This is a genomic window from Paenibacillus sp. FSL P4-0338, assembly GCF_038002365.1.
Lineage (GTDB): Bacteria > Bacillota > Bacilli > Paenibacillales > Paenibacillaceae > Paenibacillus_AQ.
Genome location: NZ_JBBOCG010000001.1, coordinates 1,580,348 through 1,601,789, shown reverse-complemented (window position 1 = coordinate 1,601,789; position 21,442 = coordinate 1,580,348). Strand labels below are relative to the sequence as shown.

Annotated in this window: 20 protein-coding genes; 1 reads left to right on the top strand and 19 read right to left on the bottom strand. The window is 54.4% G+C overall.

Annotated elements, in window-relative coordinates:
* Nucleotides 1–44: 44 nt before the first annotated feature.
* The 19 genes from MKZ07_RS06930 to MKZ07_RS06840 all read right to left on the bottom strand — a co-directional run bounded on the left by MKZ07_RS06930 (nucleotide 45) and on the right by MKZ07_RS06840 (nucleotide 20,177).
* On the bottom strand, nucleotides 45–1,574 hold the full coding sequence (locus MKZ07_RS06930; protein ID WP_036690734.1) for a DUF4127 family protein: 1,530 nt from the start codon (nucleotides 1,572–1,574) through the stop codon (nucleotides 45–47).
* Entirely contained in the window at nucleotides 1,567–3,303 is a 1,737-nt protein-coding gene (locus MKZ07_RS06925) for a protein O-GlcNAcase (RefSeq protein ID WP_341025308.1), read from the bottom strand. Before MKZ07_RS06925 ends, MKZ07_RS06930 begins: the two co-directional genes overlap by 8 nt.
* A gap of 18 nt (nucleotides 3,304–3,321) precedes the next feature.
* The gene (locus MKZ07_RS06920; RefSeq protein WP_341025306.1) at nucleotides 3,322–4,140 is read right to left on the bottom strand and encodes a carbohydrate ABC transporter permease; all 819 of its coding nucleotides are present in this window, start codon (nucleotides 4,138–4,140) and stop codon (nucleotides 3,322–3,324) included.
* Complete coding sequence (locus MKZ07_RS06915) at nucleotides 4,140–5,021, bottom strand: carbohydrate ABC transporter permease (RefSeq protein WP_036690731.1); 882 nt, start codon at nucleotides 5,019–5,021, stop codon at nucleotides 4,140–4,142. Before MKZ07_RS06915 ends, MKZ07_RS06920 begins: the two co-directional genes overlap by 1 nt.
* Before the next feature lie 85 nt (nucleotides 5,022–5,106).
* On the bottom strand, nucleotides 5,107–6,429 hold the full coding sequence (locus tag MKZ07_RS06910) for an ABC transporter substrate-binding protein (RefSeq protein ID WP_036690729.1): 1,323 nt from the start codon (nucleotides 6,427–6,429) through the stop codon (nucleotides 5,107–5,109).
* Nucleotides 6,430–6,669: 240 nt separating this feature from the next.
* Nucleotides 6,670–7,194 (bottom strand): TlpA family protein disulfide reductase, encoded by a 525-nt coding sequence (locus tag MKZ07_RS06905; protein WP_036690725.1) that lies wholly within the window; start codon nucleotides 7,192–7,194, stop codon nucleotides 6,670–6,672.
* Nucleotides 7,191–7,910, bottom strand: coding sequence for an ABC transporter ATP-binding protein (locus MKZ07_RS06900; protein ID WP_341025303.1), 720 nt, complete (start codon nucleotides 7,908–7,910; stop codon nucleotides 7,191–7,193). The genes MKZ07_RS06905 and MKZ07_RS06900 overlap by 4 nt, the downstream gene beginning before the upstream one ends.
* Nucleotides 7,903–8,724 carry an ABC transporter permease gene (locus MKZ07_RS06895; RefSeq protein ID WP_036690722.1) on the bottom strand — a complete coding sequence of 274 codons (822 nt, stop codon included), beginning with the start codon at nucleotides 8,722–8,724 and terminating at the stop codon, nucleotides 7,903–7,905. Before MKZ07_RS06895 ends, MKZ07_RS06900 begins: the two co-directional genes overlap by 8 nt.
* Before the next feature lie 2 nt (nucleotides 8,725–8,726).
* Complete coding sequence (locus MKZ07_RS06890; protein WP_036690720.1) at nucleotides 8,727–9,275, bottom strand: nitrous oxide reductase accessory protein NosL; 549 nt, start codon at nucleotides 9,273–9,275, stop codon at nucleotides 8,727–8,729.
* Nucleotides 9,272–10,639 carry a right-handed parallel beta-helix repeat-containing protein gene (locus tag MKZ07_RS06885; protein ID WP_341025302.1) on the bottom strand — a complete coding sequence of 456 codons (1,368 nt, stop codon included), beginning with the start codon at nucleotides 10,637–10,639 and terminating at the stop codon, nucleotides 9,272–9,274. Before MKZ07_RS06885 ends, MKZ07_RS06890 begins: the two co-directional genes overlap by 4 nt.
* 221 nt (nucleotides 10,640–10,860) lie before the next feature.
* A complete protein-coding gene (locus MKZ07_RS06880; protein ID WP_051493149.1) occupies nucleotides 10,861–12,252 on the bottom strand; it encodes an erythromycin esterase family protein in 1,392 nt (463 codons plus the stop codon).
* A gap of 96 nt (nucleotides 12,253–12,348) precedes the next feature.
* On the bottom strand, nucleotides 12,349–13,179 hold the full coding sequence (locus tag MKZ07_RS06875) for a phosphoenolpyruvate hydrolase family protein (RefSeq protein WP_036690716.1): 831 nt from the start codon (nucleotides 13,177–13,179) through the stop codon (nucleotides 12,349–12,351).
* A gap of 26 nt (nucleotides 13,180–13,205) precedes the next feature.
* Nucleotides 13,206–14,423 (bottom strand): Tm-1-like ATP-binding domain-containing protein, encoded by a 1,218-nt coding sequence (locus MKZ07_RS06870; protein ID WP_341025298.1) that lies wholly within the window; start codon nucleotides 14,421–14,423, stop codon nucleotides 13,206–13,208.
* Nucleotides 14,424–14,497: 74 nt separating this feature from the next.
* Nucleotides 14,498–15,697, bottom strand: a complete 1,200-nt coding sequence (locus MKZ07_RS06865) for a phosphoenolpyruvate hydrolase family protein (protein ID WP_036690713.1) — start codon at nucleotides 15,695–15,697, stop codon at nucleotides 14,498–14,500.
* Between the two features lie 11 nt (nucleotides 15,698–15,708).
* A complete protein-coding gene (locus MKZ07_RS06860) occupies nucleotides 15,709–16,461 on the bottom strand; it encodes an energy-coupling factor transporter transmembrane component T family protein (RefSeq protein WP_341025295.1) in 753 nt (250 codons plus the stop codon).
* A 3-nt stretch (nucleotides 16,462–16,464) separates the two neighbouring features.
* Nucleotides 16,465–17,313 (bottom strand): ATP-binding cassette domain-containing protein, encoded by an 849-nt coding sequence (locus MKZ07_RS06855; RefSeq protein ID WP_341025293.1) that lies wholly within the window; start codon nucleotides 17,311–17,313, stop codon nucleotides 16,465–16,467.
* Nucleotides 17,289–18,098 carry an ATP-binding cassette domain-containing protein gene (locus tag MKZ07_RS06850; protein ID WP_341025290.1) on the bottom strand — a complete coding sequence of 270 codons (810 nt, stop codon included), beginning with the start codon at nucleotides 18,096–18,098 and terminating at the stop codon, nucleotides 17,289–17,291. The genes MKZ07_RS06855 and MKZ07_RS06850 overlap by 25 nt, the downstream gene beginning before the upstream one ends.
* A 29-nt stretch (nucleotides 18,099–18,127) precedes the next feature.
* Nucleotides 18,128–19,618 (bottom strand): class I adenylate-forming enzyme family protein, encoded by a 1,491-nt coding sequence (locus MKZ07_RS06845; protein ID WP_341025287.1) that lies wholly within the window; start codon nucleotides 19,616–19,618, stop codon nucleotides 18,128–18,130.
* Nucleotides 19,619–19,625: 7 nt separating this feature from the next.
* The gene (locus MKZ07_RS06840) at nucleotides 19,626–20,177 is read right to left on the bottom strand and encodes a biotin transporter BioY (protein ID WP_036690703.1); all 552 of its coding nucleotides are present in this window, start codon (nucleotides 20,175–20,177) and stop codon (nucleotides 19,626–19,628) included.
* A gap of 250 nt (nucleotides 20,178–20,427) precedes the next feature.
* Between MKZ07_RS06840 and MKZ07_RS06835 the strand changes: the two genes are divergently transcribed.
* On the top strand, nucleotides 20,428–21,405 hold the full coding sequence (locus MKZ07_RS06835) for a biotin--[acetyl-CoA-carboxylase] ligase (RefSeq protein WP_036690700.1): 978 nt from the start codon (nucleotides 20,428–20,430) through the stop codon (nucleotides 21,403–21,405).
* Nucleotides 21,406–21,442 lie beyond the last annotated feature (37 nt).

The following is a 21,442-nucleotide window of genomic DNA, read 5'->3' as shown; positions in this document are numbered from 1 at the left end:
CCTGTCTGTATTCTTCAAGTTCAATTTATATCATCTTCCAGCCCTCACGAGGGGACATACTCTACTGTCAAGCCCACCTCGAACATCCGGTTCCAAGGCATATAGCAGTCGGTGATCTTAACGCTCCCCGATGGACTGTCAATCCGTACAGCCAGTTCCTTACTCAGCCGTTCCTGCACACGGGCAGCTACGCGCCCGCGCGGTCCATCCAGTTCGTATTTGCCATAGCCCATCTCTTGCACAGGGCCATCACTTAGCTCTCCGCGCACTACTGAACAATAGCATACATCTTCGGCATAGCGGAGCGCCAGGAAATCCAGATGCCCTGGTGTACGGCCGTAGATCAGAAAGAGCATCGCCTGCGAGATTACAGTTCCAAGTGAGTTGGAGCTGGTATTCCAGGCGGCGTAACCGGCCAGATCGAACAGGAGATTCTTCTGCCGCAGCAGCTTAACCAGCTTTTGGTCTCCACCATTGGCATACCCGACATCTGCTACAGCCACCGGTATCTTCCGGTCACGAAGCAGATACTCCCCATACTCCACCAGCTCCATCAGATTCCGGTAGATATCATAGCTGAAGTAAGCATGATGCTGCGACACCGCCTCCGCCATCGTCTCCCCCGGTGTACTGACCAGCAGAACCAGGTCTGCCTCGGCAGCACTGGATGCGATCAGTCCACCTGCTGCCAGGATCTGATACTTCAGCGTCTCATAGAAAAAGCGGTCCTCGAACAGCGGCGTCACGAACGCCCCCTGCACAGCGGACAACCGCGGGTAGATCATCGGCCTCCGCTCTTCGGCCATATTCAGCATCCGGGCAAGCAGCGTGCAGCCTACTTCATCTGCTCCTGGATACATATAGACCTTAAGCTCCAGATCAAGCGCCGTGATCCGTGCCCGCATTTTCTCCTGATCCTTGGCGGTATGTCCGTACGGAGCCGAGTCATCCTGCGGCACAATCATGAAGTCGATTATCCCGTCCCGTACCAGCTCCAGCGCCTGCTTATTCGCTTCGATATTCATTGCTCTGCGGCCAAGATAATCCTGCAGCACCTCTGGCGGGAGCCGGAGATCAATATCGGCCAGCTCACGGATCTCCTCATCTGTGGCAATGCCCAGCTCCAGCCGGTGGCCGATGAAGCCCTTGCGGAAGATCTCCCGGCCCCAGTCGGCATAATAATCCGGCTCCTCATCCGAGAGCGAGTACTGCGGACAGCGCATAATCAGCTGGAATGCATACAGCTTCAGCTGCGGATAATGCCGCCGGATCTCCCGCAGCCGCTCCAGGCGTGCAGTCAGCTCTTCAAGCTCCAGCTGGTGCAGCCGTGAGGGAATAATGCCGCCGTAGAGTAGAGTATCCAGCGCGACCACCGCGCCGTCCGCTCCTTCACAAGCAGCCTCGATCCAGGACCACAGCCGCTCAACATCACCCGGACGTTTCTTCAGGCCCATAATCCCGGCGGGTGGACGCTCTACACTATAATCTGTTCCCTGAGCCAGCAGATAAGGGAATTCATAATTGCAGGGCCGCTCATCCAGCGGAACCAGAATCAGCTTATGATGTTTAGACATGCTGGTCCTCCTCCTTTGTCTCCACCTTCATCTCTGCCTTGATCTCCGCCTCTATCTCCGGCAGCTCGATCCCCAGCGCTTCAGCCGCACGCACAGCCGGATCACTGCCGAGGCGCACACCATAGCTGCGGCAGATCTCCAGACACGTATACACTTCTTCCCAATCCTGCTGCTCCAGCGGGTTCTCCAGCTGTCTGCGCACAGCCCGCCACAGCACAGCATCCGCGATCGCCCGGCGCAGCCAAGGCCCAGCTTCTTCGATAAATTTAGCTTTGTCTAAGCCGCTAAGCCGCACGGCTGCCTCCTCCAACCGGCTGAAATAAGCGTCAAGCCGCTCCAGATCGCGCTCCGCCAGCGCATCGTCCAGCTCCGGGTAGCCGCCGGAATACAGGCGGTTATTCAGATTCTGGCGGCAGAAGAACATCATGTCCTTCGCAAGCGCTCCGGCGAATTCATGCACGGACAGTTCCCAGGACAGCTCCGGCATGTAGCGCTCGCTGTTCCACATATAATGGGCCATCGTGCCAAGCGTGATCTTGGAGCATTCCCACTGATTCATCGGATTGGCAACGACGGCTGTATGCCCGTACCTGCCGAGCCGGGAGCTGCGCCCGCGCACCGGATCGAGGAACAGCCGGTCCTTATCACAGTCATTCACCGGAATATTGTCCCACAACCACAGCTCATGCCCGTAAAATCCATGGTTATCCTCCGCATGCCTCCGTCCGATCTCCGGGGCGAAGACAAAATAGCCGGTCCAGAACACTTTGACAGCAGGATGAAGCTGCTCGCGGATGTCCTTCTTGTACTCCGTATTCCAATACGACCAGTATTCCGATGGACACATAGCCAGGGTGAAGTGCGGCAGACATCCGGCTAAGTAATCATTGACCCGGTTCGTCACATAAGCATGTGCGGTCCCGGAGCGCTCCAGGAACTGCTTGTTGTCACCTTGGAGCACATAATCTATGTCATCCATTAATAGTGCGAAATGGCGCACTCCAACTGCGATCATAGCAGCAAGTTTCTCCTCCAGCTTCGCGAAGTCGCCTTGGCTGCGGAATTCCAGATCATTACCCGGGCTTATACAATAGTAGAAATCCACCAGATGCTTATCGCATTCCTGCTTAAGTTCATGAATCTTGGTGAACATATCGTCCGGGTACGGCTCACGCCACAGCTTCCGGTGATAGGGATCATCCTTCGGCGCGTACATGAAGGCGTTCATCCGGTGCCCGCTCATATATCTGACCGAATCTATCCGGTCCGCGAAGCTCCATGGCACGCCATAGAAGCCTTCAATAATACCCCGCACCGGAAAAGAAGGCTCATCCTCCACCGTAACCACCGGCAGGCGGCAGCAATCCTCCTCCACGATAAGGAGCCTTGTCAGCGCATCCAGCCCGTACTTCAGCCCCCGCCGGTTAGACGCAGCGACAACAAGCTTAGCATCCTCTCCAATCACCAGGCGGTATCCATCCGCGGCAATCCCGCTGTCATACTCCAGCATCAGCTGCGCATTGCACTTATCGGCGGTAGCTACGCCCGGTCCCGCCGGTTCCAGAATTACGATGTCTCCGCCTTCTTCCATCAGACCGTGGATATCCTGATTCATGGCATACCGCGAGGCCAATTCACAGCGCAGCTGCGGGCCCTCTATCACCAGCTCTTTCCCTTGCGTATAATAGTCGCGGAACAGATACTGGCAGTCCCGTAACGAAATTCCCATTGAGTTGTGCCTCCTTAGTTAGCCTTTTATAGCTCCAGCAATCCCTTCCATATAATACTTCTGCGTGAACAGGAACACGAGGATGATTGGCAGCACCGAGATCATAGTTCCGGCGGCAATCCAGCCGAAGTTATAGGAGAATTGCCCGTTCAGATACGTCAGGGCCGCCGCGAGCGGATACTTCTGCGGGTCGTCCAATACGACAATCGGCCACAGGAAGTTGTTCCAGAAGGCCATGACCTCCAGCAGCCCGATGACGGCAATTCCCGGCTTGACGAGCGGCATCACCAGTTGGATGAAGATCCGCAGCTCGGAGGCCCCGTCCATTTTACCCGAATCCCGGATGTCTGCCGGAATACCCAGGAATGTCTGCCGCATCAGGAAAATATTGAACACAGACACCGCAGCCGGAAGAACAACGCCGAAGAATGTATTGCCCAATTGAAAAGCTTGAATCGTCAGATAATGCACAATCATAGCGGTGGCCGACGGAATAATCATGGTCGAGATCAGCAGCGTGAAGACCAGGCTCCGGCCCTTGAACCGGAAGGCTGCCAGCGGATACGCTGTCAGACAGGACAATATAATGTTGAACACGACTCCCAGCAGCGTGATGATGACCGTATTTAGAATGTAACGCGGGAAATTCATGAAGTTCCACACCTGCACATAGTTGTCGAATGCAATGAAGGTGGGCAGAATCGCCGGCGAGTTCGCAAACACGTTGCGCCCCGGCATCAGCGAGACGCTGAGCAGCCACAGGAACGGACCCATCATGAACAGGGCAAGCAGGATCAGCAGAAGATAAGTAATCAGAACACGTAAGCTACGCGGCATCAATAGGAATTCACCCCGCCTTTCCGGTTCAGCCTGAATACGAGTATACTAAGCGCTCCCACCATCACACTGACGATCAGCCCGAGCGCCGAGGCATAGCCGAAGTTGAATTGCTCCAGCCCTTTTTGAAAAATATAGACGCTTGAGGTCAGCGTGGACGTTCCCGGCCCGCCCTTGGTCAGAATGTAGACCTCATCGAACACCCGGATCGCGCCCATGACCGAGATTAGTGTGCAGAACAGAATATGAGGGCGTAATAGCGGCAGCGTCACATGTACAATCAGCCGCAGCGGCCCTGCCCCATCCACTCTTGCGGCCTCATACAGATCAGCCGGAATGCCCTGAAGCCCCGCCAGATAGAGCATCATGTAATAGCCGAGGCCCTTCCACATCGTAATGAACATCAGGACATACAGCGCCGTGCTGCTTGTGGATAGCCAGGAGACCTGTTCACTGATCATCCCTGCCTTCAGCAGCAGGTAATTGACTACACCGTTATTGCCGAGCAGCCAGCTCCAGATCAGCGCCACCGCAACCATCGAAGTCACGACCGGTATATAGTAGGCGGCCCGGAACATTTTGACTCCAGGAATCCGGCTGTTGACCAGAATCGCCATTAAGATCGAAATGATCTGAATCACCGGCACAATCAGCACATACACCAGTGAATTCCACAGTGAAATCAGGAAATTATGATCCTGGAAGGCCCGGGTGAAGTTATCCAGACCTACATAATTCGTCTCGGCAATGACCGAATAATCTGTCAATGAGAGCGGTACTCCGTATATAATTGGCCAAAAGGTAAATACCGCCAGAAACAGCAGCCCCGGCGCCATAAACGCCCATGCAGTAAAAGATTCAGACCGAAACCCCTTGTACACCCGCTACACCTCCCACTCCTTCAAATACCCTCAATTGATATGAATCGGGGGAGAAACTCCCCCTTATCAGCTATGCTTCAGCAGCTTAGGAACCCTGACTGATAATATTATTGACTTCCTTCTCTACCTTGTTCAGCGTCTCCTTGATGTCTGCTCCGTTCATCAGAATCTCCTGCAGGCCCCGTGCCAGTGCAGAGTTAATATCTGCGGCGCTTGGGACGCCGACCATATAATCGGTAGCCTTGTCGAGACTCTGCGAGGAAGCCACCTTCGCTTCAGCTTCGAGTGAACCGTCAGAGTCGGTGAAGAACGGATCTTGAATCGACGCCTTGCTTGACGGCAGTGTGTTGGCCACCTTGGAGAAGGCTGTCTGGTTCTCGGCGTTCGTAATGAAGGCGGCGAATTCGACAGCCTGCTGCGGGTTCTTCGACTTTTGCGGCACCGCCAGGTTCATGGAGTTGGAGAGACGCAGATTCGCTTTGCCTGTCGGCAGCGGGACAGCGATGGTGTTCTTGTAGACATCCGGCGCGGAGGTCTTAATGAAGTTAATGAACGTCGGGCCGGATAGCTGGAAGGCCACCTGCTCACCGGAGAAATACTGGATTTGCTTGCTGAAGTCCGCATCCTCCTTGAGTACCACGCCTTCCTTCATCAGATCGCGCATCTGGGTGATCATGGCCTCGGCTTCCGGCGTATTGAAGGCTGCAGCCGTCTTGTCCTCGTTCAGAATCGGGATGCCGTCAATCGGGAAGAGCTTGGAGACCAGCTGCTGCGCATATCCCGCAGCCCCGGTCTTCTCATGAACCTGGCGGGCCCACTCCACCAGCTCCTCACGGGTCTGCGGCGGACTGGCAGGGTCGAGGCCGGCCTTCTCTACCAGCTTTTTGTTCATGAACAGCACCTCTGTGCCTGTGTACCAGGGAAGTGCGTAAGCCTGGCCGCCCAATACCGTAGAATTATAAATCCCCTCGAAATAACTCTTCGCCTGCTCATCCGTCAGGTACTCGTTCAGATTCAGCAGCGCTCCCTTACTGCCTAACTGGCTGGCGAACTCGGTGTTCAGATTCACGACATCGGGACTCTTGCCGCTCGCTGTACTAGTCAACAGCCGCTGCGAGATTGCATCATAGGGATAGTCCTTCCACTCCACCGTCACCCCGGGGTGACTGCTCTCATACTGGGTGATCAGATTATTGAAGTAATCATTGAACGTAGGCTGAAGTGCAATCGTCCAGAATTCAAGCTTCACCGGCTCTGCCGCAGCCGTAGCTTCAGCGTCCGTGCCGGGTGCTCTGGTGCTTCCGGCATCCGGTGTCCCCTTGGTATTGCCATTTCCTCCGCAAGCCGCAAGCAGCATAGACATGGTCAGCAGCAGCGATACTGTGAAGCCCTTTCTGTTAGTTCCCACACCACATTCCCCCTCAGATTAAGTGTAAGGCGAGCACCCTTTCCGCGTCAGGATTCCTGACTTATTGCTCCCTCTTGGCATAGAGTATAGCAGAATTTGGATTATAATAAAGTATTTTTCCTAAAATAAAATATAAAAAGAAATAATTTTTCTTTTTTTGTATTCAAAAAAGCCTCCGCCTGCACCGGAAGCATCTTCCCGGCAAGCGGAGGCTGTAGTTAGAATAGAATATCCCCGTCATTAGTCAGCTCCGGCCTCAGCCAGCCATTGCTTGAGCGTATCGAGATCGCCGATCTCTCCGACCACGACTCTGCTTATCTTACCCGTCTTATTGATGATATAAGTTGACGGCAGTGCATTGACGCGATATGAAGCAGATATCCTACCGGTAACATCGATAATTACGGGAAAAGAGAATTGATGCTCCGCCATATACTCCGATACCGTCCCCTTGGATTCCCCTGCGTTCACGAACAAGGTCTCGACTGGAAGCTCAGCGGATTCGCTAAGTACATTCAACAACGGCATTTCCCGCATACAGGGCTTGCACCAGGTAGCCCAGAAGTTAAGCAGCACGACCCGGCCCTTGTATTCACTAAGACTCACATTCTCCCCCTGCAAGGTTACCGTTTCGAACGCCGGAGCTGAAGCACCTGCGGTCATTCTCCCGGCCGGAGGCTGGCTGGACTGCTGAAGGTACACCCAGATTCCGGCAGCAAAGGCAGCGGCAATAATCACCAGAGTAACGATCCGGCACAGCTTCATCCCAGCCCCAGACTGTGGTGAAAGGCGGCGTACAGCGAACCGAACTCTGCCCGGATCTCTGCTGTCGTACCTGCCCCCACATGTTTGCCTTGATTCAAGAAGACAATCTGATCGGCCACCCGATCCGCAATCTCCAGTTGATGGGTGGAAAAGAGGACGGTATGCCCCTCTTCCCGGATGTCCTGTAGCAGCTTCACGAATTCGTTCATCCAGAACGGGTCCAGCCCGTTGGTCGGCTCATCCATAATCAGGAGCGGCGGCTTCGCCAGCAGCGCTTGCGCGAACAGCACACGCTGGCGCATCCCCTTAGAGAAGGTGGTCACCAGGCTGTTGCGCTTATCCGCAAGCCCGACTAGAGCCAGCACCTCCTCTACCCGCTCTTTGCGTCTGGGAATCCGGCGCAGCGCCGCCCAGAAATTCAGCAACTCCTCCGCAGACAGCCCGTGGCTGAACTGATAATCATCCGGCATATAGCCGATTTGCATGGAAAAGCGCTTGCGCGATTGCTTCCACTTCAGCCCGTTTACCGTAATTTCGCCGGAAGTCGGCTGCACTATCCCGGCTACCATCCGCAGCACCGTGCTTTTGCCGGCTCCATTCCCGCCGCACAGGGCAAGTATACTGCCGCCGGGAACCTGGAAGCTGATCTCTTCAACCAGTGTTTGCCGCCCTATGACCTTGGAGATTTGCTTCACCTGCACCAACGGGTTATCCACGGGAACGCCCCCTCTCCCAAATCCAATATACCGCTAAGATGGACAGCAGCACCCAGGCCGCGCAGACCCCGAGGAACAGCAGACTGCCGCCCGGGCGGCTAATCCATTCCACCCACTGATAATATTCCGGTCCCAGGACCGACCCTCCGCCCAGCTTCACCACCACGAACAGGCGCACCAGCTCAGCCGGATTCAGAATCGTCAGCACAATCAGAGCAGGCTTGATCCAGAGATACGGGAGCAGGCCGAGGCCTGCGATCAGGAACGTCGGCCAGCCGATTACGGCGAAGAACCAGACCGCTACCGAGATCGTCAAGGCCTGCCAGCGGTTGCGGGATAACGAGCCGATGAAGAGGGCAAGCGTCAGGAACAGCAAGACCAGACCTGCCGAGAAGGCCAGGAACAGGAAGTAAGTCTCCGCCGCAAAAGCCATCCCGAGCAGGCCGCTGACCAGCCCCATCAGCCCGTAGCCAAACGCAACAATCGTCAGCAGGACTGCGGCCAATCCGGTATATTTTCCCAGAACAAAGGATAAGGTTCCAATGGGATAGGTGGATAAGAGCTGCCAGCTTCCGTCTTCCCGTTCTGAGGTCAGTGAGAAGGAGCCCAGAAATAACGTCATCAGCGGCAAAAGATACAGAATCAGGCTCAGCATGGAGCCCGTAACCGCAGTATAGCCTTCGACTACGTTATTCGCATGGATCAGCAGCAGCCCGAGACTGAAGGTGCAGAATAAGACCAGGAAAGAATAGGCCCACGGGTTGCGGAAGCCCATCTTAAGCTCTCTGCGGGCAATATGCAGGATGTCAGCCATACTCACATATCCGTCTCTTCGGAATGCGTGCCTTCCTCTGAGCTATGCTCCTCCATACGACCTTCCCCGCTCTGCATGCCCATGTTCATCATATCCTTGTTCTGCTTCCATTCATGGGAGGCCAGCTCTCCGGCGGTCAGCACAGTGCCTACCCCCTGCTCCTTCACGAACGCTTCTGCTGCCGCCTTGTCCTTGAAGCTGATCACTCCATAAGCCATCGGCGTACGTAGAGAAACGTCATATACATAGCTCGCCTTGCTGAATTCAACCCAGCTCTTGTCATTATAGTCGCGGACATAATCCATTCCGATCTGCTCCGTGCCGTTGCTCTTCTTCCACTCATTCATGCAGCCGATATCATCGAACTTGTAATTCTTGCCGTCCTTGGTCGTTAGCTGAGTGGCGAAGGCATCATCTTTCACCTGCATATTGCAGACCACACAGATGTCGACGTCTTCATTGATCGCTACCGGCTCATACTTCTTCTGCCCGCAGGCCGCGAGGATCAACAGACTCATTGATATCATCAAGACCAGACTCCATCGTTTCATAATCGCAGTACCCCCAAGTATATTATTGTAATGACGGACAGGAACAGCAGCAGCCAGCCCGCAACCATGACCGTGCCTTGTCCGCCTGCCGCCTGATTCGTGCTAACCGTACCTGCTGCAAGCTGCATGAGCGGCGCTGCATCCGTGGACCACCCTGCCGAATCACCGGTGTACATATCGCTCAGGAAGGTCATTCCCGGTGACTGGAAAAACAGCTGATACGCTGCATTCCCCGCAACCAATTGCTGATAGAAGGGGTTAATCGCATACTTCAGGTCGCTGACCCCATCCCCCGTGAGATCCAGTCCGCCAAAGGCATCCCAGTAATTCCCGTTCATGTGATTATCCCTGCTGCCTGTGGCCTGGGCCTCAATGACGTTCGCTACAAACCCGTTACGCTCGAAGCGATTGCCCTCGGCATTCTCGAACTGCACGCCGATATAGTTGCGGAGCACCAGGTTCTGCTGCAGCTTGTTATCCGAGGATTGCTGCATATAAATCCCTACCCGGTTGCCTTCCACCCGGTTGTTCATAATCGCTGAATTCCGCACATCGTAGAGCAGAATCCCCTGTGAATGCACATTCCGGCTCTGCTTGCGGAAGGAGTTCCCGGACACCACCACATCCGTAACACCCATCACCATCGCGCCGGTTATGTTATATTCCCCGGTGTTGTTAGTGATCTTCGAGCCATTGATATACATGCAGTGGACCCCGTACCGCAGATAAGCAAGCTTGTTCTGATCCACCACCGTATTGCGGCTGTTCTCCAGATAGATGCCATCCCGCAGATAAGCGATGTCGTTGCCCAGGATCACAGCGCCGTGAGAGTTATAGAGATCGATCCCGTTGCCTCTCGTCCCCGGTGCTTCTCCTTTGGGGATGAACCAGCTTATTGTGTTATCCGAGATCACCCCGCCATCGGCTTCACGCAGCAGTATTCCGTACCCTGCCGAATGAATTACCAGTCCCTTCAAGGTGACCCTGTCCGCTTCAACGCGTACAGCCGCTGCTTCCCCGTCATTATTCTGCTGAATCTTCAGGTTCTCAAGCCTTACACCGTCTGCAAGGATCTGCACCGCTGCCTGCTCGTCCTTAGCCGTATGCAGTAGAATCGCCTTGCCGTTACCGTTAATCGTTACTCGCTTATCCAGCCGGACCGGACCGGAATAGGTTCCCGGAGCCAGGGTGATGAGATCTCCCTCACGGGCTGAATCAATGATGGGCTGGAGCGGAAGAGCTCCGCTGTTGGTGTCTGCGCTTACAATGCGGCTATGATTGAAGGAGAAGAAGAACAGACCAGCAATCATCAAGACAAGAACCCTGAAGCCGATGGAGCAGTCGTACCTTTTCTGTACAAGCATTGTTCACCCCCATTGTAGGATGGTTTCTTGTGCAAACCCGCATTAAGTGTAAATAAAAGGAATTAAAGTGCCTATAGCCCGAACTGGCTATACCGGCTGGAGTCTGTGACTATTCTGTGATTTATATCATATCCTCTCTGCTATGAACATTCGAAAAAGACACTCTTTAATTAAAGAGTGCCCATTTCCAGCTAATATAGAAGCTTTTACATGCTGCAAGACTAATCTTTTATGGGGGTGGACGGATGAAGCTGCTGAATGAGCAATATTCCGTCATATTGTTCGCGCGGAATCATTTTCTCGTCCAGGACTCCCCATGCCTTCGCTGTACGCGGGGTGTACATCCATTCCGTGGACGCGCTTAACGTGGTGTCTCTTAAGTTGATAAACTGCGCAGCGCCTTCGCCTACACCTATAATCTCTTCAAGACTTCCCTTGTCATGCGGCGTAACCTGCTCCACCTTACCGTTGTTCTTATGCGCACTGCCTTCATAAGCATACAATCCGATCACATAGCCTTCCTTCTTCAAGGGCCAAGGCAGCATTTCCCCCATTGTAGGATAGGGTGTCTGATCATAACCGAAGCCATTGTGCTCGGTAATCATCGTAGAATTGTTTTTACGGATATGGTAGTTGTGTCCCCACAGAATGAGCTTCTCGCCCGGATACACTGTGTTAGCAAGCCATGCTACATTCCCAGCCATTACGCGGTCCCGCTCATAGCTCCCCTGCTTCACCTGATTCTCCTGATCTACCCCCGCCAGCAGTTTAACAATATGAGGATGGTAATACTCCAGCATATCTATCCGGTTCTGAAGCACACGCTCAAGGATCTGAACCAGCTTGGGCTGATTAGGATGTACTGTGCTTAATGCTGCTGCATGATCCTTCACGAAGGCCTGGAAAATCATATATTTGCGCTTGATTGCCTCCTTCTGGGCGGCATATTCTCCGATATCATCAATCATATTAAGCTTCAAATACCATTCTTCCGTCTGGGCAAAGGCTTGGGCTTTGGCAACATCCACCCCGGCGAACCATTGTGTAACCAATGTAATAAAAGAATCTGTAACGGCTTGGGAGTCAAATCCGGTCAGTATGAGCGGATGATCTGTACGGCTCTGCTCCGCTATGTACTCGAACAGCGGCAGATTCTCTTCCACCTGCCATACGCCGTATACGGAATTCTCCATCAGCTGTTGCGGCTGTAGCTCATTAACCTGTGTATACGCTGCGGTTGCATCCGCCAGATTGGACTCGAAGGCGATGACGTTATAGTCCAGCTTTTCATGCAGATACTTAATTAGTCTTACCTTCACCGAATTATATTCGGCTGCCCCATGCGAGGCCTCGCCCAAGCTCACTATCCGTTGATCCGCCAGAATCTGCTGAAGAAACGCCAGATCGGAATAGGTGTCGCCCTGCTCCGGCTTAATGGTTGTAATGGTGTTCGCAGTGGCCCGGATGCTATCCTTCCAGGCGGCCTCTGCGGACAACATGCTCGTAACGTCAGTTGCCGGCACTCCTTCTGCATGTACAGCTTCCCTAACGGTCATTAGAGTGACACTGCAGAATACGGCTGACAATACGGCTTTGCGAAGCAATGGATTCATAATGATAAACCTCCCCTTGTATATGACATCAGCTTAACAAGGGAAGGTTAAAACGAGCGTGGTGTCCTGTTTAAAATTAGGTTAAAGCCAGCTTTCTTATTGCCCAATCGCTTTGAACGACTCGGTCTGGCGGGTAATTCCCTGCTCCGCGGCGAAGCGCTCAATGCTTGATGCGCCGAAGAATCCGTGGATGCCCTTCGTGCGCTGAATGACATAAGCCGCATCCTCCGGCTCGGCAATCGGGCCGCCGTGGCAGATAATCATAATCTCCGGGTTGACCGCCCGTCCGGCTTCGATAATCGCTTCAATACGCTCTACACAATCGTCCAGCGTCAGCGCGGTAACTGCGCCGATGGTGCCCTTGGTGGTGAGGCCCATGTGGGCAACCAGAATATCTGCGCCTGCTTCTGCCATGGCCCGCGCTTGTTCAGGATCAAATACATACGGGGTAGTCAGCATATCCAGCTCATGGGCGATACGGATCATTTCGACCTCCAGGCCGTAGCCCATCCCGGTCTCCTCCAGATTCTGCCGGAATACGCCATCGATCAGACCCACGGTAGGGAAATTCTGCACACCGCTGAAGCCCTGCTCCTTCAACTGCTTCAGGAAGACCTCCATCACCCGGAATGGGTCGGTGCCGCATACCCCTGCCAGAACGGGCGTATCCTTGACGACAGGCAACACCTCCGAGCCCATCTCCACCACAATCTGATTGGCGTCGCCATATGATAGTAGTCCCGCCAGTGAACCGCGTCCTGCCATTCTGTAACGGCCGGAATTGTACACAATCAGCATATCCGCTCCGCCTGCCTCACTGCTCTTGGCAGTAATCCCCGTACCTGCCCCGACACCAAGCAGAATCTTCCCCTCCTTCACCTCTTGCTTGAATCTATCCATAATCTCAGCTCTGGTCTGTTTATTCATTAGTAGCTCCTCCTTAATGTGTTGGTTCAGGCCTTCGCGGCCTGCATGAGATCAATCAGCTTCCGGGCTGCGGCCTCAGCAAAGGCAGGATCATTAATCGCCAGGTCCATTTCGATCAGTTCAACCCTTGAGCGGTCCACCTGCTGGCGCAGCGTATCGAACAGCATCCGGTCCTCTTCAGGGCCATAGAAGGGCTGCCCCTCCACATCAATGGCTGAAATGCCGCCAAGCGGCAGCATAAGCACCGTGTTATCCGTCGCCATATTAAGCTTCTCGGCCAGCTTCCTGCCGATCCGTTCATTCTCCTCCAGAGTCGTCCGCATCAGCGTAACGGTCGGGTTATGATGATAGAAATTGCGATCCTTGAACTTCTCCGGTACGGTATCCGCTGGGCCGAAGTTGCACATATCCAGGGCGCCCACCGAGACGACCTGCGGTATACGGTTGCGGCCTGCCGCCTCCAGGCGGTGCGGCCCTGCATTCAAGACGCCGCCGATCAGCTCATCCGACCATTCGGTGGTGGTTAAGTCCAGTACCCCTTCAATGAAGCCCGCTTCGATCAGCGCCTCCATCGATTGTCCGCCGATTCCGGTTGCATGGAATACCAGCACCTCGTAGCCGCGATCCTCCAGGTATTTGCGCGCTTCGGTCACACACGGCGTAGTCACTCCGAACATGGTGGCTGCTACGAGCGGCTTTTTCTCCGGTTCATGAGCCGCTTCGAACGTGAGCATGCCCGCGATTGCAAACATCGCGTTGCTGAATATTCTCGTCGAGATCGAATTAAGGCCTGATACATCCACGACAGACGGTATCATCATAATATCGCTGGTCCCGACATACGGGGCGGTATTTCCGGAGGCTACCGTCGACACCAGTACCTTCGGTACACCGATCGGCAAGGCTCTCATCGCAGGGGCAACCAGTGAAGTTCCGCCGGTGCCCCCGAAGGAAATGATGCCGTCGAATTTGCCCTCCTGATATAACCGGGGAACGAGCTGCTCCAGTCCTTTGGACAACACTTCTGTAGCTAATGCCCGGTCCTTCTTCGCAGCAAGCTCGTCCAGCTCCATCCCTGCGGCGGAAGCGACCTCCCGGTTAGACACCTCAGGAAGGAAGGCTGGCTCGAATACACCAGTATGGATCATCAGGGCTCTGAGGCCAAGCTCCTCTGCAAGCTTCTTGATGTACAGGTACTCTTCACCCTTCGTATCAAACGTTCCAGCTATAGCGATCGTCTTCATTCTGCTGCCTCCTCGTATACGAATCATAGATTCATCATACCGGGCATGTTTATGAATGAAAACGCTTTTATGTTCTATGTTTTTGTGTTTAGGTTAGATTTGTACTGCTTGGGCGAGCAGCCCGTCAGCTTCTTGAACATTCTGCTGAACTGGGCATAGTCGGGGTAGCCGACCATTGCGGACACCTCGGATAATTGCAGGTGCGGGGCCTGGAGCAGTATAGCAGCCTTTTGCATACGGAAGCCGACCAGATAGCTCTGGAAGCTGCAGCCCATTTCCTTTTTAAATAAGCTGCTCAAATAACTGCGCGACACATGTGCCACCTTGGCCAGATCCGCGAACACCACTTCCTCGCTGTAATTCTGGGCGACATATTCTTTGACGAATTCTACGTAATCATAATGCCGGGTGATGCCGCTGAGCATTTTAACCATGAGATCATCCTCATCCAGCTTCCCCAGGCGCTTGAAATCGCGGGTAATGGCCGTAATCGACTGCTCGGAGGGAATCCGTTCAAAGGCAGAGCCGCCAATGTAGCCCATAATCTGCGTGTTGCTGCTGTACATGTACTGGACATCTACCGGAGTCTTGACCGGACCGCCGTAGATCATCTTAATGACTTCAGGCTTAACCTCCCCGCAGGCAGTGAGAATGCGCAGGGCTTTCGCCTTGGCAGCTTCCAGGGAGACCACTTTTCGCGCCCCCAGCAATCCGCCTACGGTCAGGCCAAGATGCACACAGATTACATCTGCCCCCGCTTCGGCCATCTGGACGCCTTGGGCTTCGTCGAAGACGAAAGCCACCGTGAACAGCTCCTGCTGATGAGCCAGACGTATAGCCTCAACCTCCCTCTCATAGCTGATGCCGTCCTCCTCCAGTGCCTCTCTGAACACCCCGTCGATCAGACCGACCGTTGGATAATTATTCACTCCCGCGAAGCCTCTGGCCTTGATCTCATCTATGTATAGAGACATTTCTCTCGTTGGATCATTTGCATTCAGCCCGAACAGCACCGGAGTGTCCCTCACCAGCGGCACAATCTCCTTCGAGGCAAAATCCATCACCATCTCATTGCTGTTGCAGAAGGGCAGGAACCCCGCCAGCGAGCTTCTCCCCATCTGCCGGAACTTGCCGGAGTTCAGCATTAGAATGAAGTCTGCTCCGCTGTCAGCGGCAACCTTGGCTGTAATTCCCGTACCTGTCGAGACGCCGATAATATGGTTGCCTTCGCGCAGCTCTGACTGAAGCCGCTCCAGTATGGCTGTTCTGTTCAAGCTCTATCTCCTCATCTCTCTAGCAGAATTCCCAGCAGAATATATGTAATCATGATCCCGCCGGCTGCATAATCCAACGGTGTATATTTTAGCACCCGATAGGAAGTCCGACCCTTCCCGTTGCCGTAAGCCCTTGCCTCAATCGTCATAGCCAGCTGCTCCGCCCGGGCAAGGGTGGTTGCGTGCAGCGGAATCACTAGTTGGATGTAAGCCTGTATCCGGTTAAGGCCTTTGGTATCCTTGATATCATACCCTCTGGCCTGTTGCGCCACAAGAATACGGTCCAGCTCCTGGGTAATGGTGGGGATAAAACGAATAGCCAGCATGACCGTCAAAGCCAGCGCCTCTACCGGAACGCCCAGCCGAGTTAACGGCTTGCACAGCTGTTCCAGACCTTTGGCCAGATCGAGCGGCTTCGTCGTTAATGTCAGGATAAGAGCAAGCGAGACCAGCAGCAGAATCCGCCAGAGTGCGAACAGCTCTTTCCCGATCCCTTCCTGGTTGAACAGGAGATGATAGACCATTGGCAGCAGCAGGATGAGCAGAATCGGCCGCAAAGCCCGTAAGAGTAATCGAAGCGAAATTCTGGACAAGAGGAGCTGTCCTCCCGCCAGAACTGAAGCCGCAATGTATCCGGTAATCGCCTGGAGATGCATACTGCCAATTGTGAAGGCTACAAGAATGAGCAGCTTCGTTCGCGGATCAAGCCGGTGAATGACAGAGTCTGAGGAGACATATTGCCCGAGTACAATTTTATCCGTCATCGCTCAGAGACCTTGTGCCTGCCATATCCCACTCACCATTCGAAAAATCTCTGCTTCCCTACAGCTTGCAGGCTGGGGCTTCGCTCCAGAACATTCTTCGATGATTCTCAAGAGCTGAATCGGCTCCGGCACAGGCAGACCGGCTTGTTCCATACGCTCCGCATGCTCCAGGAACAGTTCGTTTACCTCCCAATGTCCTAACAAGCGGCCCTGCCCCATAATCATCACCTCATCCGAGTATTCGGCAACATCCTCCAGCTGATGCGACAGGAACAGGACGGTCCGCTTGTGCTCTTCCTGCCAGCTTTTTAGCCGCCTGAGCAAGTCGTTCTTGTTCGCGGGATCAAGCCCTGCGGCCGGTTCATCCAGAATAAGCAGCTCCGGCCTGGCGATCAGCACAGAAGCAATAGCCACCAGCCGCTTAATCCCTCCGCTGAGCTGTAAAGGATGCTGCGGAAGCAGTGCTGCGGGTAAGCCCATCTGTTCCATAATCTGACGGATCGCCTGCTCCACGTTCGCCCCGGATTCCCCCTTCATTCTGAGCGCAAAAGCCAGCTCCTGATTCACCGTTGCCGCAAAGAGCTGCTGCTCCGGATACTGAAAGACATAACCGATATGCGGCACAGCCTTCGGCCTGCCTTGCTGATCCTTTGGCAACGGCTGCCCGCGATAGGTATATTCGCCTTTACTGATCGGCAGCAGACCCTTGAATACCTTGGCGAGGGTGGATTTACCGGCCCCGGACTGGCCGGTCACCGAAATCCATTTCCCCTCCTGGAGCGTGCAGCTTACGGATTCAAGAATATCCTTCCCGTTCATCTTCACATTTACATCCTGCAATGCGTAGACCATATGCTTCTGATCGTCTCCTTCCATTCTGCGTGTTGCGGGGCGTCCAGCCCGAGGGCCTGAAATAATCTGACGGTAAAAGGAGGCGCAAGCTGCTGCTCCGTCATGCTTACACTGCTGAACAATCCAGAGGGCGTCCCGTCAAAAGCCAGCTCTCCCTGGCTAAGCAGCAGCACGCGGTCAGAAGGCAGAATCTCATCCATATGATGGGTAATATGGATGATCATCAGCCCTTGCCGGTGAAGCGTGTGCATCACCTGAAGAAGGTCCTGCCTGCCCTGCGGATCAAGCATCGAGGTGGCTTCATCCAGGATGAGGATGGAGGGCTCCATAGCCAACACGGCTGCTACTGCAACCCGCTGCTTCTGACCGCCCGACAGCTGATATGGAGCAGCGTCCATATAGTCCTCCATATGAACGGCTTGCAGTGCACGGGTTACCCTGCCGAACATTTCGATTCTTGGGACGCGCAGATTCTCCAGCCCGAAGACCACCTCATCCAACACGGAAGCCGTAATGAACTGATCGTCAGGATTCTGGAAGACCAGTCCGGCCCGCTCGCGGATGCTCACAAGATCCTGGCGGTTCAAGGTACTCAGCGCTCCCATCCGCACCTCTCCTGCGTTTGGCAGCAGCAATCCGTTCATCAGTTTGGCGATCGTGGATTTACCGCTGCCGTTCGCGCCGATTATAGTAACGAACTCGCCTTGGCGTATATCAAAGCTGAGCTGACGCAGAACCGGCTGCCCTCTCCGGTACGCAAAGTCTACCTGGTCAAAAACGAGCATGGGTGATACTCCTTTCTGCACGGCCTTCTTCATGTCAACTCCTCTGCCGCGCGGTTCTTCATGAGCTGGCGGGCGATTTTGCCGGAACCGGTGTAGCTGAATTCCTCTACGCTAATCAGCTGCTTCGGCAGCTTATAGCTAGCCAGATAGGGGCGGCAATAAGTTCTGATCTCATCGAGTGTAAGCCGTTCCTGCCCCTGCCACTGTATCATTAACGTTACCTGCTCCCCCCAGCGTTCATCCGCTATGCCGAACACCATCGCCTCCCTGATATTCGGATGGCGAAGCAGCACCGCTTCCACTTCTTCCGGGAACACCTTGAGTCCCCCGCTCTTGATCATGCTGCCCGCGCGTCCGGCCAGGCGTAGATGCATCTGCCGGTCCTGATACACGTAATCCCCTGTGCGCAGCCAGCCGTCCCGGAATACCCGCGCCGTCTCTTCCGGCAGGAGATGATACCCGGAGAAGATCATATCGCTGCGGATGTACAGCTCCCCCACCGTGCCTAGAGGAACCTCGCGGAATTGTTCATCACAGATCATTAGCTCTACACCGCTGAACGGCTGGCCCAGAGAGTCCTGCGGCTCCGCTCCGGTAAGCTCCAGATAGCTGATGTAGCTGGCTTCAGATGAGCCGTAATACTCATAGAGCCTAACTCTTTTGAACTTCTCGCGGCACTTAGCTATTGAAGACACAGGCCATTTGCCGCCGGAGCTAATCAAGGCCTGGATGGATATTATAGCGTTACTTGATTCTGCTTGGCGCAATAACGCCTCAGTCATGGCAGGCACAACGAACAGAATCATATCCGGTACGCGGGAGCACAGGGTGAGTACGCGCTCTGCATCGAATTCCGGAAGGAGATGGAATGTGGCTCTGCTGTACAGGGATTGCAGCAGGGCGAACAGCGACAGCGAATGAACGAACGGCCCGGGCGCAAGCACATGTTGCATCCGGTTCAGGCTGAACGCCTTATCTGTAGCCTCCAAGCTGCTTAACCACGACAGATGGGTTCGCATATACCCCTTCGGGATACCTGTGGTGCCTGAGGTATACCCAATGAACAGCAGTTCAGGGTTATCTGCTGCTTCAGCCACCGGATCGAAGCCAGCCACCCAAGCCTCATAGCTGCCGGAGACCTGTTCCCTGCTGAAATATAGCTGGGGAATTCTACTGTAACGACCAGTCAGATCAGCTGCGAAGCCTGCCTCACTGACAAGCAGCCCGGGAGCGCATTGCCGGATGACCTGCTCCAGCGCTGCTGGAGACCATTTCGGGTCCAGCAGCACGGGAATGCTGCCTGCGTAGATAGCACCAAGAACAAATTCGGCGAATTCCATGCGGTTACCAGACAGAAGCGCAATGGTCTGATTCGAGTGTCCGCCCTGCCGCAGACCGCTGGCAATCTGCTGAACCCGCTTTGTAAGCTGCTCATAGGTACGTTCATCGTGTCCATCTGAAATTGCAATGCGGTGAGGGACGAGTGCGGCACGTTCCAGAATGTGTTCTGCCAGATTCATCGGGATCTCACGCCCCCTTCTTCTCCTCAACCGGACTGAATGCCCGGAGCTGCATGGTGATGACGGCGGCCAGCAGAGCCTTGATCAGATCTCCGGGCAGAAAAACCGCAGACCCGGCAAGTCCGGTCCACAGCGGTGTATTCGTGATCCAGGCCATGGCAGAAGCGCCGATCAGATTAACGAGCAGAACGCCAAAGATCAGATTAACAGTGAACAGCTTCCAGGCCCGTACTTTCGGCCAGACCGCTTCAGCGAACCAGCCGATCAGCCCCGCCGCCAGCGGCCAACTGAACAGATAGCCTGCTGTCGGTCCAACCAGGATAGCCAGCCCGCCGCGTCCGCCTGGTAATACCGGCAAGCCTAAGGCGATGAGGATAAGGAAAATGATCAGGCTGAGCGCACCCGTCCGCCAGCCCAGAAAACAGCCGGCCAGCATGACGCCGAGCGTCTGGGCAGTGACAGGTACAGGGATAATGCCGAGGGATACGGGCGGAATCAAACCCAGTACCGCGATAAGCGCGGCGAATAAGGCCGCATAGACTAACTCTTTGATTCTCAATTCAATAACCTCCACGAGATAAGATACAGGAATTGGACGGCCTTCCGTTCACGGAGCCCAGCCAACAAGCTGAATTATAGTGGAGGATGGTTTTATTGTAAACCTAAAAATATTTTTAGGTTCACAATTGAAGTGTGTACGATGCACTAAAGAAATAACGAAAAGTCTTAATTTTTCTAATATCAGCTAAGCATGTTAATATACTTAAAGAGATGAGCTCGGAACGTTATACTTGTGGAGGGTTATAGGCATGACAGTCAAAGAACATATCCTGGCCTTACTGGACAGCAATAAGGGTGAATACTTCTCCGGGGAGGACATCGCCGGGCGGTTATCCGTAACGCGCAGCGCAGTCTGGAAGGCCATCAAATCGTTGCAGACCGATGGCTATTCCATTCAGGCCGTCACCAATAAGGGATACTCCCTGTCCCCGCAGACGGACATTTTGTCCGCCGCAGCAGTTGCCAAATACCTGGATGCCAGGGGACAGAAGCTGCGGCTTGAAATCTTCAAGAGCGTGGTTTCCACGAACGAGCTGGTGAAGGCGCTGGCTTCCGGCGGAGAAGCGGAGGGCAAGGTCATCCTCTCGGAGGAGCAGACCGCCGGGCGCGGCCGGAAAGGCCGGCCTTTCTTTTCCCCTGCGGGAACGGGCATCTATATGAGCATTCTGCTGCGTCCCCGGTTGTCGGCGGCAGATGCTACACTTCTGACTACCTCTGCTGCCGTTGCGGTCGCTCTGGCGATCGAGAGCATGTCCGGCTTCAGTACGCAGATCAAATGGGTGAATGACGTATTCATGAACGGTAAAAAGGTGTGCGGAATCCTCACCGAGGCTTCCCTGTCCCTGGAGAGCGAGTGGCTGGATTATGCCGTGCTCGGAATCGGGATCAATGTTACGCTGCCGTCGGGCGGCTTTCCCGCAGAGCTGTCAGGGGTGGCAACCTCTATCTATGAGGCAGCTAATCCGCAAGGGGATTTGCGGAACCGGCTTACAGCCGAAGTGTTGAACCGCTTCATGGGCTATTATGAGCAGCTTAAGGAACGGCTGTTCCTGCCCGACTACCGCCAGCGCATGATGTCCCTGGGTGAGACGGTCATGGTTGTTAAGGAGCATCACGAGCAGGAAGCAACCGCTGTCGATATCGATAACGACTGCCGCCTGAAGGTCCGGTATCCGAATGGCGAAGAGGAATATCTGTCGAGCGGCGAGGTTCGTATTCTGCTCTAACGCATGCCAAAAAACCGCACCCCGCAAGCAAAGTCTG

What these genes read in the sequence shown, in the direction of transcription:
- MKZ07_RS06930 (WP_036690734.1), bottom strand. Translation starts at nt 1,574, where the DNA reads ATGTCTAAACATCATAAGCTGATTCTGGTTCCGCTGGATGAGCGGCCC.
- MKZ07_RS06925 (WP_341025308.1), bottom strand. Translation starts at nt 3,303, where the DNA reads ATGGGAATTTCGTTACGGGACTGCCAGTATCTGTTCCGCGACTATTAT.
- MKZ07_RS06920 (WP_341025306.1), bottom strand. Translation starts at nt 4,140, where the DNA reads ATGCCGCGTAGCTTACGTGTTCTGATTACTTATCTTCTGCTGATCCTG.
- MKZ07_RS06905 (WP_036690725.1), bottom strand. Translation starts at nt 7,194, where the DNA reads ATGAAGCTGTGCCGGATCGTTACTCTGGTGATTATTGCCGCTGCCTTT.
- MKZ07_RS06895 (WP_036690722.1), bottom strand. Translation starts at nt 8,724, where the DNA reads ATGGCTGACATCCTGCATATTGCCCGCAGAGAGCTTAAGATGGGCTTC.
- MKZ07_RS06890 (WP_036690720.1), bottom strand. Translation starts at nt 9,275, where the DNA reads ATGAAACGATGGAGTCTGGTCTTGATGATATCAATGAGTCTGTTGATC.
- MKZ07_RS06885 (WP_341025302.1), bottom strand. Translation starts at nt 10,639, where the DNA reads ATGCTTGTACAGAAAAGGTACGACTGCTCCATCGGCTTCAGGGTTCTT.
- MKZ07_RS06880 (WP_051493149.1), bottom strand. Translation starts at nt 12,252, where the DNA reads ATGAATCCATTGCTTCGCAAAGCCGTATTGTCAGCCGTATTCTGCAGT.
- MKZ07_RS06875 (WP_036690716.1), bottom strand. Translation starts at nt 13,179, where the DNA reads ATGAATAAACAGACCAGAGCTGAGATTATGGATAGATTCAAGCAAGAG.
- MKZ07_RS06870 (WP_341025298.1), bottom strand. Translation starts at nt 14,423, where the DNA reads ATGAAGACGATCGCTATAGCTGGAACGTTTGATACGAAGGGTGAAGAG.
- MKZ07_RS06860 (WP_341025295.1), bottom strand. Translation starts at nt 16,461, where the DNA reads ATGACGGATAAAATTGTACTCGGGCAATATGTCTCCTCAGACTCTGTC.
- MKZ07_RS06855 (WP_341025293.1), bottom strand. Translation starts at nt 17,313, where the DNA reads ATGGTCTACGCATTGCAGGATGTAAATGTGAAGATGAACGGGAAGGAT.
- MKZ07_RS06850 (WP_341025290.1), bottom strand. Translation starts at nt 18,098, where the DNA reads ATGCTCGTTTTTGACCAGGTAGACTTTGCGTACCGGAGAGGGCAGCCG.
- MKZ07_RS06845 (WP_341025287.1), bottom strand. Translation starts at nt 19,618, where the DNA reads ATGAATCTGGCAGAACACATTCTGGAACGTGCCGCACTCGTCCCTCAC.
- MKZ07_RS06835 (WP_036690700.1), top strand. Translation starts at nt 20,428, where the DNA reads ATGACAGTCAAAGAACATATCCTGGCCTTACTGGACAGCAATAAGGGT.